This window comes from Halolamina sp. CBA1230 (assembly GCF_002025255.2).
Classification (GTDB): Archaea; Halobacteriota; Halobacteria; order Halobacteriales; family Haloferacaceae; genus Halolamina.
In genome coordinates this window covers 164,536-179,132 of sequence record NZ_CP054588.1, presented here as the reverse complement: position 1 = coordinate 179,132, position 14,597 = coordinate 164,536, and the positions used below count along the sequence as shown (strand labels likewise).

Below are 14,597 nucleotides of genomic sequence, written 5' to 3'. Positions count from 1 at the left end.
GTCCGACCGGCGGAGGCGCCGCGTCCCCGATACCGGCAGGCTGGACACACGCCCGTGGGCTTTTGCCCGTCTCACACCTCTCCCCGGTATGAGCGATCTCGATCTCGACTCCACACAGCTGGACCGCTACTCCCGGCACATCATCATGGACGACGTGGGGCCGGAGGGCCAGAGCGATCTGCTCGACGCCGAGGTGCTGGTGCTCGGCGCGGGCGGGCTGGGCTCGCCGATCATCCAGTACCTCGCGGCGGCGGGGGTCGGTACGCTCGGCATCGCGGACGACGACGAGGTCGAACTGTCGAACCTCCAGCGCCAGACGATCCACGGGAACGACGACGTGGGGCGGAAGAAAGTCGACAGCGCGGCAGAGTTCGTCGAGAACCTCAACCCCGACGTGACCGTCCGGAAACACGAGATGCGCGTCGAACCGGAGAACATCGAGGAGCTCATCGACGGGTACGACTTCGTCGTCGACGGGACGGACAACTTCCGGACGCGCTACCTCGTCAACGACGCCTGTACGCTTGCGGGGATCCCGTTTTCCCACGGCTCGATCTTCCGGTTCGAGGGGCAGGTGACGACGTTCACCGACGCCGACGACTCGCCGTGTTACCGCTGTATGTTCCCGGAGGCGCCGCCGGAGGGGATGGTCCCCAACTGCGCGACTGCGGGCGTGCTCGGCGTCCTCCCCGGCACCGTCGGCAACATCCAGGCCACCGAGGCCGTGAAGTACGTGCTCGACGAGGGCGAACTGCTGGACGGCGAGATGGTGTTCTACGACGCCGCCAACATGGAGTTCGACAAGGTCGAGATCACGAAGAAAGCGGACTGCCCGGTCTGTGGCGACGACCCGATCGGCTCGATCCACGAGGTGGAGTACACCGCCTCCTGTGCCATCTCGCGGGAGGACGACCCCGAGGCCTCGGCGGACTGAGGCGGCGAACTAGCGGTCGACCACGCGAACGACCTCCTGCTCGAACCCCTCCTCGTCGCCCTGCCAGCGCCACGAGCCGAGGTAGGGGTAGCCGTCGAACGCACAGATCGCGTAGGAGTAGCCCGGCCACGCCGCCCGCTCGGCGTCGGTCTCGCTGGGCTGGGTGGGGCCGGCGGGGTGGGTGTGGTAGAACCCGACGACATCCAGCCCCGAATCTTCGATCTCCTCGATGACCGCTAGCTGTTCCTCCGGGTCGATGTAGTACCGGATCTCGGGCGTGTCGGCGGCGTTCTCGGTCGGATGGGCCTCGAGAACGGTGCTCTCCGCCTCGCCGTACTCGCCGGCGAGGACGCCGCAGGCCTCCTCCGGGGCGCCGTCGTACCCCGCGTAGACGACGTCGTCGTACGCCTCGCGTGCGAACTCGATCATGGCCCCCGTTCGCCGGGCGGGGGGAAAACCCCGGCGTCACCGGCGCCGTCGAGGGTGGGCAGCCGACAGGGCGCGTCGTTGACCGGGGCGGCGATTGCCGCCGCCGGGCCGCTTTTTCCCGTCGCTATCGAACCGCGCGTATGGCCGAAATCAAGGTTCCTGCAGTGCTCGGCGAAGGCGGGACGGAGACCGTCGACGTCGAGGGCGAGACGGTCGCGGACCTGTTCGAGAACCACGCCGACGAACACGGGCCGGCGCTCCGGGACAGCGTGATCGAGGACGGCGCGATCAAGGAGTTCATCAACGTCTACGTCGACGGGAGCGAGGTCGACGGGCTCGACACCGCGGTCGACGACGACAGCCGCGTACGCGTGATCCCCGCCGCCAGCGGCGGCCGGTAGCACGAGAATTGGCCCTGCTGAAATCTTACAGAAGTACAAGGCGAAAGCCCACGGCTTTAGCCGTGGGATGAAGCCGACAACAGGGAAACAATCCACGCTCGGTAGCCGGCGTGGATTTCCCACCGCCTAGATCGCGTCGTCTCCCTCCATTCGCCGCGCTCCCTGCAACAGCAGTCCCTTCCACGTCAGTCCATGCTTCTTCTTGATCCGCTTCAACTCCTCGTACTGCTCATCGTCGTCCATCTCGATGTATATCTTGTTCGTTTCGCCCATACTAAACACATATATACCCAATCTATATATTGGTTCGGGAGCTACACATTTGTACGGCGATGAAGCGCGTCAACGAGTTCGAGGTACACCCGCGCACACCCGAACAGCGTGAGGCACTCCTCGAACTCCTCGACGCGTCAGCCGCACTCTGGAACGAACTCACCTACAACCGCCGCCAAGCCTTCTTCGACGGCAATTCGGTCTGGCGCGCCACCAATCCCAGCGACCGCTACAAGGACGTACTGGGCAGTGCAACAGCCCAGCAAATCCCCCGCAAGAACAGTGAGGCGTGGCGGTCGTTCTTCGCCCTTAACGAGAAATACTACGACGGCAATCGCGGCGGGAAGCCATCGCCACCCGGCTACTGGGGCAACGAGGACGACGGCAGAGAGCTGCGGACGTACATCCGCAACGACCAGTACACCCTCCAGTGGGGCAACCGAAGCCGCCTCGAAATTCCCGTCGGAAAGGCATTGAAAGACGAGTACGACATCACCGGCAGACTCCGCCTCGAAGCCTGCGGCGACCCGAAGTGGCGTGGGGAACAAGGTCGGTTGGAACTGGTGTACGACGAGGCCCGCGACAGGTTCAGGGCACTTCAACCCGTCACAGTTCCCGATTCTCGACGGGATTCACCACTGGCCTCCCACGAGGCCGCCTTGGACGTGGGTGCGAACAACCTCGTCGCCTGCACCACTACAGCTGGCCAGCAGTTCCTCTACGAGGGCCGCAGTCTCTTCGAGCGGTTCCGCGACACCACCGAGGAGATCGCCCACTACCAGTCCAAACTGGACGATCAGCGGCGGACGAGCAAGCGCATCGACCGCCTGTACCGACAGCGGACGGAGCGGCGAAACCACGCGCAGGACGCGTTGGTGCGTGATCTCGTCGAACGGCTGTACAAGGAGGGCGTCTGTCGGGTGTACGTCGGCGATCTGGAGGACGTACTGGAGACGCACTGGAAGTGCGTGGTGAACGAGAAGACCCACAACTTCTGGGCGTTCTCACGGTTCACCGACCGCCTCGAGTGCGTGTGCGAGGAATACGGCATCGAGGTCGTCGAGAGGTCGGAGTCGTGGACGACACGAGAGTGTCCGGAGTGCGGCGAGCGCGAGGAGACGCACCGGAACGGGGACGTGTTCCGGTGTACGGCGTGTGGATTCGAGGGACACAGCGATTTGAAGGCGAGCCGCGTGTTCCTCGACCGCGAGACTGGTAGTGAAGGTGGGCCGATGGCCCGGCCCGTGCGCTTCGAGTGGGACAATCACGAGTGGCGGCCCGCCACAACCGCCCCGCCTGTCCGGCGGGCAAATCCCAAAGAGGAACGCACAGACCGGAGTACCCACCACGAGGTGGGAAAAGTTGCCTCCTGGAGTTCGGCCTAGCCGAAATCCCCACCGGAGGAATCCCACCCCTTCAGGGGTGGGAGGAGGTCAAGTCCTTGACCCGCTCCAAGGCTTCTGAGTCCTCGATTACGATTCCCTCTGCCAGCACTTCGTCGATGCTGGCTTCGGCGTTGGCGTGATCCAGTGCCGACGGTACGGATTCAACAAGCACCTCAAACTCGTATCGGTTCCCTTGTTTGCCGAACCGCTGTTCCCCGAGGTTGCTGGCGATGTCCGTCGCCGTACGCCGGGCTTGCAGGAGATCCTCGTCGTCATCGATCAGGATCCAAATGTCGATGTCGGACTGCCTGTCTGCCTCACCCCGGGCGACGCTCCCGAACACCAACAGGGCTGAAAACGACGGTACCTTCGTTCGAGCTCGATCAGTGTACTCTCGTATCGGCTCACGGAACTCATCCTGTGGTACTGCGAACAGCGGTTCATCCGGGATTGTCACACTGTCGCGGTTCAGTTGCACGTTCCGACTGCGCCCGCTTTCGTCGACGGTAACTAGATCCAACTGCTGGAGTAGGTCGACCGCTCGCGTCGTCGTCTTCGAGCCGTTATCCGTGATTTCGCGGAGTTGACGGACGGTGAACTCACGAAATGGGTTGCGAGTAAGCAGCTCGAGGACGTCCTCCATTGCCCCGTACCGGAACACCTGCTCTTCGCCGAAGGGGAAGGGAACGTGTAGCTCTATGCTGTGCTCTCCCTCAGTGTCCATGTACACTTTTAGTGTCCAAAAAGGCTAAAACGTTTCGCCACGTTTTCGCTCCTCTGCGACAGGTCTGACATCCTCCCACGACTGAAGTCGTGGGCTTTCTCCTCGAACCTGGTCAGTTCTCGCCGTCCAGGTACGCCTCCCAGAGCGGGATGTCGGCGTACTTGTCCCCGCGGTCACAGAGCGGGATCACGACCACGCTGTCGGCGTCGAGCCCGTCCTCCTCGTGGAGTTGGTGGACCGCCTGCACGCCCGCGCCGCTGGAGGTGCCGACGACGAACTGGCCGTCGACGCGAAGGTGTTCCCGCACGGTCGATTCGTCGTGCTGGCCCGTGTCCCGGATGGGGATCTCGCGGTCCTGGAACCGATCGCGGAGCTCGCGGGCGCGCTCGTAGGCGGCCTCGGTGTCGACGTACAGCTTGTCGTCGAGCACCGCCTCGTCGTACGTCCCGGGGTGGTAGTGATCGCCCGAGCGAAGATACTTCAGCCCGTCAATCGCGTGCAGCGGGTTCGCCGGCTCGAAGCCGATTACGTCCACATCGCCGCGGTCGTGGAGCCCGCGTCCCGTCCCGGTGACAGTACCGCCGGTGCCGACGCCGGCGACGAAGTGGGTCACCTCGCCGTCGGTCGCCTCGTAGATCTCCGGCGCGGTCGTGCGCTCGTGGGCGCCGGGGTTGTCGGGGTTCTCGTACTGGTTCGGCCGGTAGTAGCGGTCGGGGTGCTCGGCGATCAGCTCCTCGCAGCGCTCGATCACCGCATCGTACCCCAGGTCGGCGTCGACGACGTGGATCTCCGCCCCGGCGTCCCGGATCGCGTCGAGTTTCCCGCCGCTGGCGTTGTCGGGGACGACGATCTCCACGTCGTACCCCCGCGCGGTTGCGACCCGGGCGAGTTCGCTGCCGGTGTTGCCGCTGGACGGTTCGATCACGGTACGGTCGCCGTCGAGGTCGCCGCGTGTCTCGGCGCCGTCGAGCATCTCGCGGGCGATCCGGGACTTCACCGAGCCGCCGCCGTACTCCGCGGCGTAGAGGTTGAACCACTCGGCTTTGCCGTAGACGGTCGCTGGCACGTCGACGGCGAGTTCCACCAGCGGCGTCCCGCCGATGGTGGACTCGTCGACCGTGGGATCGGACATACCCGGGGTAGGCCATGGGGAGGTGAAGGTTCTGACGTAAGCGGTGCCGATCACGGCCAGCGAGCTACCACACGCTCCGTCGCGTGGTCGCCGAGTCCACGCCGTGATAAAGATACGAGCGCATACCCCCGTCTTTAGGCGGGGGTCAAGCGGACAATAGCCTACACACCCACCGACGACGTCACAGCTGGATTTCCCACCGTTCTACCGGCAGTATTAAGACGCCGACGGACTATAGTGTACAATACGGATGAAGACCACACGGCACGCGACCTACACCCTCAACTACCACATAGTGTGGTTGCCGAAGTACCGGCAGCCGGTACTCGTCAACGAGGTCGCCAGCCGTGTCCGGTCCATCCTCCACGAAATAGCCGACGACAAAGGCGTCGAAATCCTCGAGCTCACTGTACAGCCCGACCACGTTCACCTGTTCGTCAGTAGCCCACCCAAGAACGAACCGGCGCTCCTCGCCAACTGGTTCAAGGGTATCTCCTCGCGCAAGTACAACCACCGATTCGCCGACCACGACGGCGAGAAAATCGGCTGGGCGCGAGGATACTACGCAGGGACCGCCGGGCACGTTTCGAGTGAGACGGTCGAGAACTACATCCAGCAACACAAGGAGGGCGATTCGTGACCGAACTCACGAAGACGCTGGAACTCAAACTTGTGGAGCCGAACGCCCACAAGCGGCGGAAACTCCGAGAGACGCGAGAAGCGTACCAGCGCGCCCTGCAAGACGCCTTCGACGACCGATGTACCACCCAGCCCGAAGCGAACGACGTGGTGGTCAACTACGACCTGAGCGGGTACGCGAAAAACGCGCTCAAGAAGTACGTCCCACAGTTGACGACGACGTACAACGCGGGCGAACTGCACGACGATCACCCGGTCCGATTCACCAACGACGGGGTACGACTTGACCATAAGCCCGAGAACGCCATTGAGTGGTACGTCAAAATCCCGCACCACGAGGACTACCACCTCTGGATGCCAGCACAACCGAATCCCGAACAGCGAGACTGGCTGGAAGCGTTGCACGCGGGAGACGCCACGATGGGCGAGAGTCGGCTGTTCGAGCGGGACGGGACGTGGTATCTCCACATCACCGCCACCCGCGACGTGGAGGAACGCTCCGAGGTGTCCGCCGAAGAACGGACGCCCATCGGAGTGGACATCGGGGAAGCGTCACTCGTCACGGTGTGTCACCGCGACGACCACGGTTCGCCGACCGCGCCCGAACTGTGGGCCGACGAGGGGAAGACCGTTCGTCGGCTCCGCAAGACCTACTTCACCGCCAAGCGCCGACTCCAGACGCGCGGAAGCGAGCGTATCGCGGAGTCATTCGGTGACGACCTGTGGAACCAGATAGACGACGTGTTCCACCGCGTTACCCGCGAAGTCGTGGAGTACGCGGAGTCCGTCGAGACCCCCGTTCTCGTTCTGGAAGACCTGACGTACATACGGGAGTCGATGGACTACGGCGACTTCAGGAACCGGCGTCTCCACGGATGGGGATTCGCCAAACTCCACGCACAGATACGCTACAAGGCCGTCGAGAAGGGGATTCCCGTCGAGACGGTGAACCCGCGCAACACGTCGAAGGAGTGCCACGCGTGCGGTGAGGGAGGATATCGCCCGCGACAGGCGACGTTCACGTGTCCGAACGACGCGTGCTGGATGGGTGAGTACCAAGCGGACGTGAACGGCGCGATAAATATCGCAGACCGCTACCTCAGTGGAGAGAGCCATTCAAGAGAACACACGGATGGCGATGACTCGGCTGAGGATGGGGGGCGTTTGACCGCCCCACAAGACAGCCAAGCCGATGCTGAGACCCAGCAAGAGACGCTTGGAACGAATGCGTCTTGAAACCGGAGGGTCGGTTCGACCGGCCCGAAATCCCGTGGTGGGATTCCCGCGTCTTTAGGCGCGGGAGGAGGTCAACGTGCCGGTCCGTCGGAGAAAGAGGAGAGGAGTGTGGGCGACGAAACCGCTATACGCGCAAACGGCCAACCCCGGCACATGAGTCACGCAGACTGGGAGGACGTCGTCGACTCCCCCGAGGAGCTCGACGACGAGACCGCGGAGTCGCTGCTCGAGGGGGCGGCGGCGGTCCAAGACATGACCGGCGAGGTGTGCCCCTATCCGCAGATCGAGGCCAAGAAGGCGATCCAGCGCCTCGAGTCGGGCGACCTGCTCGTCCAGGAGACTGACCACGTCCCGAGCACCGAGAACGTGCCCAAGTCCGTCGAGGGCGAGGCCGAGGCACAGGTCTGGCGCAGCGGCGACGGACTGTACCGCATCTTCCTCCGGAAAGCGTAATGGTCGACGAGATTACTCCCGACGAGGTCGAGGAGAAGCTCGACGAGGACGGCGTGCAGGTCGTCGACATCCGCCCGCCCGCCGAGTTCGAGGCGGGCCACATCCCCGGCGCGATCAACATCCCGATGTCGGAACTCCCCTCCCGCGTCGACGACGTGGAGTGGGGCGACGACGTGGTCGTCGCCTGTCCCATCGGCCAGTCCTCCGTACAGGCCGCCCGGCTCATCGACTCCTTCGAGGACGTGAGCGAGGACGACGAGGTCCGGAGCATGGCGGGCGGCTACGAGGCGTGGGAGTACGAACTCGAAACTGGCGACGAGTAGCGCGGCCGGGATCGACGTTTCCGCCGACGGACCCGTCACGCATAGCGAGGCTGCTCGGACGGACGAACCTGTGGGGGTCGACCGTCGAACGAGGATTCACGGAATATACCCGCCGAAGGAGATATATCACGTCAGCCCCAACCCGTTCGCATGGAAGAACCGCGTCCCGAGCGTCGCGCCGACGAGCGTGCGGAGCCGCCGGATTTCGACGCGCTCTCCGATCCCGCGGAGCTGGTCCGCGGCGGTCGGACGCGCGAGGACTTCCTGGACGCCGTCCTCGGGCTCTCGGAGCCGGCCTCTGTCAGCGATATCGCCGACCGCGCGGGTCACGGCGTCGACGCCGCGCGGGAGTATCTGGAGTGGTTCGAGCGGATGGGGATCGTGACCCGGGTCACGGAGTCGCCGGCGACCTACGAGCGGAACCAGTCGTACCTGAACTGGCGGCGTGTCCAGCGGCTCCGGGAGGAGTACACGACGGAGGAACTGCTCACGTTCCTCGAGAGCGAGACCGAGCGTGTCGACGCGTTCGTCGACGAGTACGGGGTCGACTCGCCCGACAAGGTGTCGATCTCGGAGCGGACGACCGGATCGGACCGTTCCGTCTCGGCGGTCTGGGCGGAGCTCTCGGAGTGGCGGACTGCCCGCCGACACGTCCAGCTGCTCGAGCGGGCGCTCTCGCCGGACCGCGACGACGCCTCGGACCGTCGAGCCACGGTATGAGCGGCGGGGACGACCGCGAGGCGGCGCCGCTCGACGCGGACCGCCTCGACGCCGTCCACGAGCGGCTGGCCGCCGGCGATCGGTTCGTCAGCGTCGACCGAGAGCCGTCGTACGCGCCCGAACGGGTCGTCTGCGTCTACGACCCGCGCTACTACCCGGCGAGCGTCGAGGCGGCGCGACTGGAGATCAGCTGGTACGAGAACGGCGATTTCTCCATCCACTACCACGAGGACCACCCCGACGGCAAGTTCGACCACCGCTGGGACAGACACCCCTCGAGCCACAACGAGCGGGATCACGTCCATCCGGGACCGGACGCGCCGACGCCCGGGGACGACGACGCACACCCCGACGACTGGCGTGACGTGCTCGCGGCCGTGCTGCGGGAGGTCGAGACCCGGCAGCGCGACTTCTGGCAGTGACACGTTTTCACCACCCAGCCGTAGCCACCGCTACTCGATCGATCCGTCCGGACCGGTACACCTTTTAGCTGCGTCACCGACGACCCGAGCGAAGCGTCGATGTTCCGCCGGCTCTCGATTCGTCCGGTGTTCGATCCGACCGCGCCGCCGGCCGCGCGGCGGGCCCGATAGCCGCAGCACTCGGGTTCGCTCCGCTACCGGCGCGGTAGCCGCAGTTCCTCGATCGAACACGCCAGATGCCTAACGCCACCGAGCCCCCGCTACACCGGGGCTCACACGACGCCGCACCGACTCCCGACTCCCAGTCGCATCGCTCGCGTCCGCCGGGACGTGAACCGAATCCGCCGCGCGATCGAACCGGGGGTGATCGGCGGTGATCCTGCCCGCCATCGGGCGGGACCACCCGCTCCGGGCCAACCGCGACTTCCGGCGGTTCGTCGCCGGGCAGTTCGTCACGAACGCCGGGGACAGCCTCTACACCGTCGCGGTGCTGTGGCTCGTGTTCGAACTCAGCGGCTCGACGACGCTGGTCGGCGTCGCGAACGCGATCCTGCTGCTCCCCTGGCTGCTGCAGGCCGTCGCGGGCCCGGTCGTCGACCGCTTCCCGGTCAAACCCCTGCTCGTCGGCTCGCAGGTCGTCCAGGGCGTCGTCGTGCTCGTCTTCCCGCTCGCGGCAGTGGCGGGGCGACTCGACGTCGACCTCCTGCTCGGGGTCGTCCCGATCCTGATGCTCGCGACGCTGGTGATGGGGCCGATCGAGGCGACGCTGGTCCCCCGGATCGTCGCGGACGACCGGCTGTCACAGGCCAATTCCGCGCTCGCGACGGTGACGCTCGGGCTGGACATGCTGTTCGACGCCGTCGGCGGCGGGCTGATCGCCCTGTTCGGCCCGACGGCGCTGTTCCTCGCGGACGCGGTCACGTTCGCGCTCGCGGCACTGCTGTTCGCCCGGATGGGCGTCCCGGAGGTCGCGCCCGACGACGCCGGCGCCTCGGTTCGCGCGGCGCTGCGGTCCTACGCGGACGACATGCGCGAAGGCGTGGAGATCCTCCGTGGCACGGCGTTCGTCGAACTCGTGCTCACGACGGCGGTCGCGAACTTCACGACCGGTGTGACGCTCGCGGTGCTGCCGGCGTTCGGCGACGCCGTCGGCGGGCCCGCGGCCTACGGCCTCCTGCTCGGCGCGCTCGGCACGGGGCGGCTGATCGGCTCGGTTGTCGGCCCGCGTTTCGAGGGCGTTCGCTACGGCGCGTTCCTGATCGTCGGGAACGGGCTGGGCGCCTGCGCGTGGCTCGCGTCGGTGCTCGCCCCGTCAACGGCGCTCACGGTCGGGCTGTTCGGGCTCGCATGGGTTCCGATCGGCGTCAGCGGCGTGCTCACGTCGACGCTGAACCAGCGACTGTTCCCGGCTGACCGACTGGGCCGGGTGTCCGCGATCAAGGGTACCGCCTCGGGCGCGACGCTCCCGCTGGGCTCGCTGCTCGGCGGCGCCGTCGGCGACGCGATCGGTCACGGGACGACGATGGCGCTCGCCGCCGCCGGGTTCGGGTTCACCGCCGCGTACGTGTTCCTCCGCCCACGACTGCGCCGGCTCCCGACCGTCGCGAGCGCGGAGCCAGCGGATTTCGACGTGGCGGTGGTCGACGAGCGGTAGGGGTCGGCTCTCGCACCGCCCGTCGTCGCTCCGCCGACGGGCGTTGATTTTTCAACTCGGAACGAGGGACGGAACAGATCCTTCCCTTCGCCATCAGGTAGTTTCCGGTGAATCGAACCGAACGGAACGGGCCGACGAGCACTCATGGCGTCGGGGGACGGAGGAGGGGTATGGAGCACGATTCGTCGACGCAAACTGACGAGCGGGAGGACCGACGGCGGACTGGCCGCGGCGAGCCACGGCGCCGAGTTCGACGGGCGTCGACCTCGCCTCGGCGGCGGTCCGGATCGGCGACCGCCGCCGTTCGAGGTGCGCGATCGACCGGTCGGTATCGGCACGAGGACGCGATGCGGCGGGCGAGAGACGACTCCGCGTCGGCACACGAGCCCCCCGGGTTCGGCGGGCACGACCACTCGCGCGGGCTGGCGTGGTTCCTCGGCGTGTTCACCAGTCGCGGCCGGGCGCCGCTCACGGCGAGCGGGCTGCTCTGGCTGTTCGTCTACGTCGGCTGGCGGGGTGGGTTCCTCGACGTCGACGCGGTGCTGTGGCTGGCCGCGGGCGTCGTCCTCGCCTCCCACGTCCTCGCGGTCGGGCAGTATCCGGACGGCAGAACGGGAACACCGGACCAGCACGGGTCGTCCCGGTCGCGGACCGACCGCTACCCCGACGCGAGCCGGTAGGTCTTGCCGTCGCCGCCGCGTTCGGTCTCGATCAGGTTGTAGTGTTCCAGCTTGGGCAGGTGGGTCTTCCGCAGCCCCCGGAGCGTGATGGGGTCGGGGTGTTCCTGCTCGTACTGCTCGTACAGCTCCTTCTGGATCAGCGGGCCCGACGCCTCGATACACTCGTACAGCACGCGCTGGTGGTCGTTGAGCTTCGAGATCGTCTTCTGCCGCACCGCGGCCTCGGCGTCGAGCACGGCGTCGTCGACGAGCCGGGGCGGAATCGTCGACAGCCCCTCGCGCTCGGCTTTGCGCGCGGCGACCCTGAGCGCCGTGATCGCCTGTCGGGCGTCGCCGTCGACCAGTTCGGCGATCCGATCGAGCGTCGGCCGGTCGACGGCGCCGGGCTCCAGCCCCTCCGCCGCCCGGCGGTCGAGGATCTCGGCGGTCGTGTCGACGGTGTAGCGGTCGAACTGGACGCGGTAGCCCACGGAGACCCGGGAGTGGACGCGCTCGTCGAGGCGGGCGAGCAGGTCGACCTCGCGGTTGGCGATACAGATCCACGCCAACCCCGGGACGGAGTGGAGGTCGTACAGCGTCCCGGGGTCCTGGAGCTGGTCGACCTCGTCGAGGACGATCACGCTCGGCGAATCGATCCCGTTCTGGAGCGTGTCGATCAACTCGCGGGCGGCGACGTTCTTCGGCACGGCGGCGCCGGCGAGATCCTTCGCGGCGCGTTCGAGCACGCCGCTCCGGGTGTAATCCTTCCAGCAGTTGATGTAGGCCGTCGGGACGCCATGCACCGCACGCCGGAGCTCCCGGACCGCCGCGCGGGCGACGGTGGTCTTGCCGGCGCCGCTGGGGCCGAACAGGAAGCAGTTCTCCGCGCGGGCGCCGTCCTCGACGGGCGTGAGCGCGTCGGTCACCTCGTTCATCTGACTGTTTCGGCCGACGATCTCGCGGGGGAGATGTTCGTCCTCGAAGACCGTCCCGTCTCGCAGCATCTACCCGACACTGTTTCGGCCTGCGGTGATAAGTGGACCCCCGAACGTTCCGGTCGGTTCCGGTCGGGCCGCGAACGGCGCGAAACGTTTCGATACAACCTTGACTTCCTCCCACCCCTGAAAGGGTGGGATTCCTCCGCGTGGATGATTCAGGCCGTGCCTGAACCAGCACCGGAGGCAAGTTTCCCCCTGTGCAGGGTACTCCGGTCTGCAGGTTCCTCTTTGGTCTGTTGATCCCGCCGTCGCCAACGGTGATCGTCCCACTCGAGGCGGGCCACGTCTCCATGTGCCCTCTCCGTCGTGTTCTCTCGAGAGACCGCGGGCCGAGCCATCGACCCATCATCTGCGTGTTCCACCAACAGGTTCTCCGACGCCGCCAAATCACTGTGCCCCTCAAAACTGCAGTCGTAGCACGTGAGCAGATCACCCTCTCGATGGACGTTCCCCGCGCCACACTCCGGACACCTCGAGGATGAACCGGACTCGGAAACCTCTCGCACAGAGATGTCGTACTCGCCCTCTAGGACTTCTCGGAGACGCCGACGGAACCGACCGTGGCTCCAGAACTGGTGTGTCTTCTCGTTCACTACGGCACTCCAGTGCTTCTGCAGCACGTCGCCGAGGTCGCCGGCGATTACCTCACTGACACCCAGTTCCGCGAGCCACTCCGCGAGGTCGCGGACAAGAGCGTCTTGGAGGTGGTAGACACGCTCGGTGCGCCGGCCATACAGCTTCCGGATGCGCCGACTTGACCACGTGCCATACGCGAGGTCTTGTTGCAGGGCGGCGATTTGTTGGGTAGTTTGGCGGAAGCGTTTGAATTGGGGGCGTGCGTGGTAGAGGCGCTGGTGGCCGGTGGTGGTGGTGACGGCGACGAGGTTGTTGGCGCCGATGTCCAAGGCTGCCACCGCCCCGTCGTCGCCCGAGGTGGTGGCCAGTGATTCATCATCCCGTCGTAGGACAGCATCTTTGACGGGTTGTCGTGCCCTGAACGCTTCAGCACTTTTGTCGTACACCAGTTCCAACCGACCTTGCTCCCCACGCCACCGTGGGTCGCCTTGTGCTTCGAGTCGGAGTCGCTCGTGGTAGCCGAGACCGTACCTCTCTTTGAGGTCGTGACCGACCGGGATCTCCAACCTGCTCCGTTCGCCCCACTCCACCGAGTACATATCGTTGCGCACGAGGGTCTGAAGGGTGCGTTCGCCGCTGTCTTCGTCCTTCCAGTAGCCGGGCGGCGAGGGGCGTTCGCCATTTTCGAGGAGCTTGAAGAACGACCGCCACGCCTCGTCGTTGCGGCGGATGATCTGTTGGGCGGTGGCACTGCCGAGGACGCCCTTGTACTTCACTCGGTATTCGTCGGCGTCGACGCTCCAGACGTCTTGGTCTTGGAAGAAGGCTTGGCGGCGGTGGTAGGTGAGTTCGTTCCACAGTGCGGCGGACGCATCAAGCACCTCGTAGAGAATCAGCTTGTCTCTCTCCTGAAGGGGGCTGACTCGGAAGGTGTTGACCCGCCGCATGACAGCGATTACTGTGTGGCTCTTTGGTTGTAAAGGCTGCAGATGCGGTGGGAATCACCGCCGGGCGATGAGGCGGTGGATTGTTGATCGGGAGTGTCCGCTCACACCCACCCCTAAAGGAGTGAGCTTCCGCTCGCTACGTGTCACGCAGATCGCGGCCGCAGTGGAGCCGCCGTCCGTGGAGCCGATCTGGGCGGTAGCGGCGGGCTACAGTCGATACGACGAGTCGGATCCGCTGGAGCACCCAACCAGACAGGAACTGCACGACACGGTCACCAGCACACCCGGCCAGTCGGTGACGGCGATCGCTCGGGACGTCGGCGTCCCCGTCTCGACCGCCCGGTACCACGTTCGGGTCCTCGAACGTGAGGATCTGGTCGACCGACAGCGTATGGACGGCCGCGCGCGGCTCTACCCGGCCGGGTTCGAGGACGACCCCGAACTCGCCGCCGCGCTGACGGCACCCGCCGCGATCGTCGACGCGGTCCGGACGGCCGAACCGGTGTCCGTGACCGGGCTGGCAGCGAGAACCGACCTCGCAGCCAGCACCGCATCCTACCACGTCGACCGGCTGACCGACGCCGGCGTGTTCGAGCGCGAGAGAGCGGGGAAAACCGTCCGTGTCTCGCTGAGTGCCGAAGCGGCACGCCGCTTCGGGGACGCCTCCGAAGACGAGTAGACGGGAACACGGG

The 14,597-nt window shown here is 66.1% G+C and carries 18 protein-coding genes; 12 read left to right on the top strand and 6 right to left on the bottom strand.

Annotated features, from left to right (window positions below; all coding sequences use genetic code 11):
- The first annotated feature begins 88 nt into the window (after window positions 1-88).
- On the top strand, window positions 89-934 hold the full coding sequence (locus B4589_RS16105; protein ID WP_079232332.1) for a molybdopterin-synthase adenylyltransferase MoeB: 846 nt from the start codon (window positions 89-91) through the stop codon (window positions 932-934).
- 9 nt (window positions 935-943) lie between these two features.
- Here B4589_RS16105 and B4589_RS16100 read toward each other — a convergent pair whose 3' ends face one another.
- On the bottom strand, window positions 944-1,363 hold the full coding sequence (locus B4589_RS16100; protein WP_079232333.1) for a desampylase: 420 nt from the start codon (window positions 1,361-1,363) through the stop codon (window positions 944-946).
- 140 nt (window positions 1,364-1,503) lie between these two features.
- Between B4589_RS16100 and B4589_RS16095 the strand changes: the two genes are divergently transcribed.
- Window positions 1,504-1,764, top strand: a complete 261-nt coding sequence (locus B4589_RS16095) for a MoaD/ThiS family protein (protein ID WP_079232334.1) — start codon at window positions 1,504-1,506, stop codon at window positions 1,762-1,764.
- 126 nt (window positions 1,765-1,890) lie between these two features.
- On the opposite strand, the gene B4589_RS16090 is transcribed toward B4589_RS16095, so the two are convergent.
- The gene (locus B4589_RS16090) at window positions 1,891-2,037 is read right to left on the bottom strand and encodes a hypothetical protein (RefSeq protein WP_176330554.1); all 147 of its coding nucleotides are present in this window, start codon (window positions 2,035-2,037) and stop codon (window positions 1,891-1,893) included.
- A 59-nt stretch (window positions 2,038-2,096) separates the two neighbouring features.
- Here B4589_RS16090 and B4589_RS16085 point away from each other — a divergent pair, with 59 nt between their 5' ends.
- Entirely contained in the window at window positions 2,097-3,422 is a 1,326-nt protein-coding gene (locus B4589_RS16085; RefSeq protein WP_079232335.1) for an RNA-guided endonuclease TnpB family protein, read from the top strand.
- A gap of 31 nt (window positions 3,423-3,453) precedes the next feature.
- Here B4589_RS16085 and B4589_RS16080 read toward each other — a convergent pair whose 3' ends face one another.
- Window positions 3,454-4,146: a nucleotidyltransferase domain-containing protein gene (locus tag B4589_RS16080; RefSeq protein ID WP_079232336.1), complete on the bottom strand. Its 693-nt coding sequence runs from the start codon at window positions 4,144-4,146 to the stop codon at window positions 3,454-3,456.
- A 112-nt stretch (window positions 4,147-4,258) separates the two neighbouring features.
- A complete protein-coding gene (locus B4589_RS16075; protein ID WP_079232337.1) occupies window positions 4,259-5,278 on the bottom strand; it encodes a PLP-dependent cysteine synthase family protein in 1,020 nt (339 codons plus the stop codon).
- Between the two features lie 250 nt (window positions 5,279-5,528).
- On the opposite strand from B4589_RS16075, the gene tnpA reads away from it, so the two are divergent.
- From tnpA to B4589_RS16035, 8 genes are all read left to right on the top strand, one after another.
- Window positions 5,529-5,918: an IS200/IS605 family transposase gene (tnpA, locus tag B4589_RS16070; RefSeq protein WP_079232338.1), complete on the top strand. Its 390-nt coding sequence runs from the start codon at window positions 5,529-5,531 to the stop codon at window positions 5,916-5,918.
- Complete coding sequence (locus tag B4589_RS16065; protein ID WP_079232339.1) at window positions 5,915-7,153, top strand: RNA-guided endonuclease TnpB family protein; 1,239 nt, start codon at window positions 5,915-5,917, stop codon at window positions 7,151-7,153. Before tnpA ends, B4589_RS16065 begins: the two co-directional genes overlap by 4 nt.
- Window positions 7,154-7,306: 153 nt before the next feature.
- A complete protein-coding gene (locus B4589_RS16060; protein ID WP_079232340.1) occupies window positions 7,307-7,606 on the top strand; it encodes a sulfurtransferase TusA family protein in 300 nt (99 codons plus the stop codon).
- A complete protein-coding gene (locus B4589_RS16055) occupies window positions 7,606-7,929 on the top strand; it encodes a rhodanese-like domain-containing protein (protein WP_079232341.1) in 324 nt (107 codons plus the stop codon). Before B4589_RS16060 ends, B4589_RS16055 begins: the two co-directional genes overlap by 1 nt.
- A gap of 150 nt (window positions 7,930-8,079) precedes the next feature.
- Window positions 8,080-8,649, top strand: coding sequence for a hypothetical protein (locus B4589_RS16050; RefSeq protein WP_079232342.1), 570 nt, complete (start codon window positions 8,080-8,082; stop codon window positions 8,647-8,649).
- The gene (locus B4589_RS16045) at window positions 8,646-9,071 is read left to right on the top strand and encodes a hypothetical protein (protein ID WP_079232343.1); all 426 of its coding nucleotides are present in this window, start codon (window positions 8,646-8,648) and stop codon (window positions 9,069-9,071) included. The genes B4589_RS16050 and B4589_RS16045 overlap by 4 nt, the downstream gene beginning before the upstream one ends.
- 373 nt (window positions 9,072-9,444) lie before the next feature.
- Complete coding sequence (locus B4589_RS16040) at window positions 9,445-10,725, top strand: MFS transporter (protein WP_255246161.1); 1,281 nt, start codon at window positions 9,445-9,447, stop codon at window positions 10,723-10,725.
- Window positions 10,726-11,072: 347 nt separating this feature from the next.
- Entirely contained in the window at window positions 11,073-11,405 is a 333-nt protein-coding gene (locus tag B4589_RS16035; RefSeq protein WP_079232344.1) for a hypothetical protein, read from the top strand.
- Here B4589_RS16035 and B4589_RS16030 read toward each other — a convergent pair.
- Together B4589_RS16030 and B4589_RS16025 are read right to left on the bottom strand one after the other, a co-directional pair.
- Window positions 11,384-12,388 carry a Cdc6/Cdc18 family protein gene (locus B4589_RS16030; RefSeq protein ID WP_079232345.1) on the bottom strand — a complete coding sequence of 335 codons (1,005 nt, stop codon included), beginning with the start codon at window positions 12,386-12,388 and terminating at the stop codon, window positions 11,384-11,386. The genes B4589_RS16035 and B4589_RS16030 overlap by 22 nt on opposite strands.
- A 149-nt stretch (window positions 12,389-12,537) precedes the next feature.
- Window positions 12,538-13,905, bottom strand: a complete 1,368-nt coding sequence (locus tag B4589_RS16025; protein ID WP_079232346.1) for an RNA-guided endonuclease TnpB family protein — start codon at window positions 13,903-13,905, stop codon at window positions 12,538-12,540.
- 178 nt (window positions 13,906-14,083) lie between these two features.
- On the opposite strand from B4589_RS16025, the gene B4589_RS16020 reads away from it, so the two are divergent.
- Window positions 14,084-14,584 (top strand): helix-turn-helix domain-containing protein, encoded by a 501-nt coding sequence (locus tag B4589_RS16020; RefSeq protein ID WP_158081117.1) that lies wholly within the window; start codon window positions 14,084-14,086, stop codon window positions 14,582-14,584.
- Window positions 14,585-14,597: the final 13 nt, after the last annotated feature.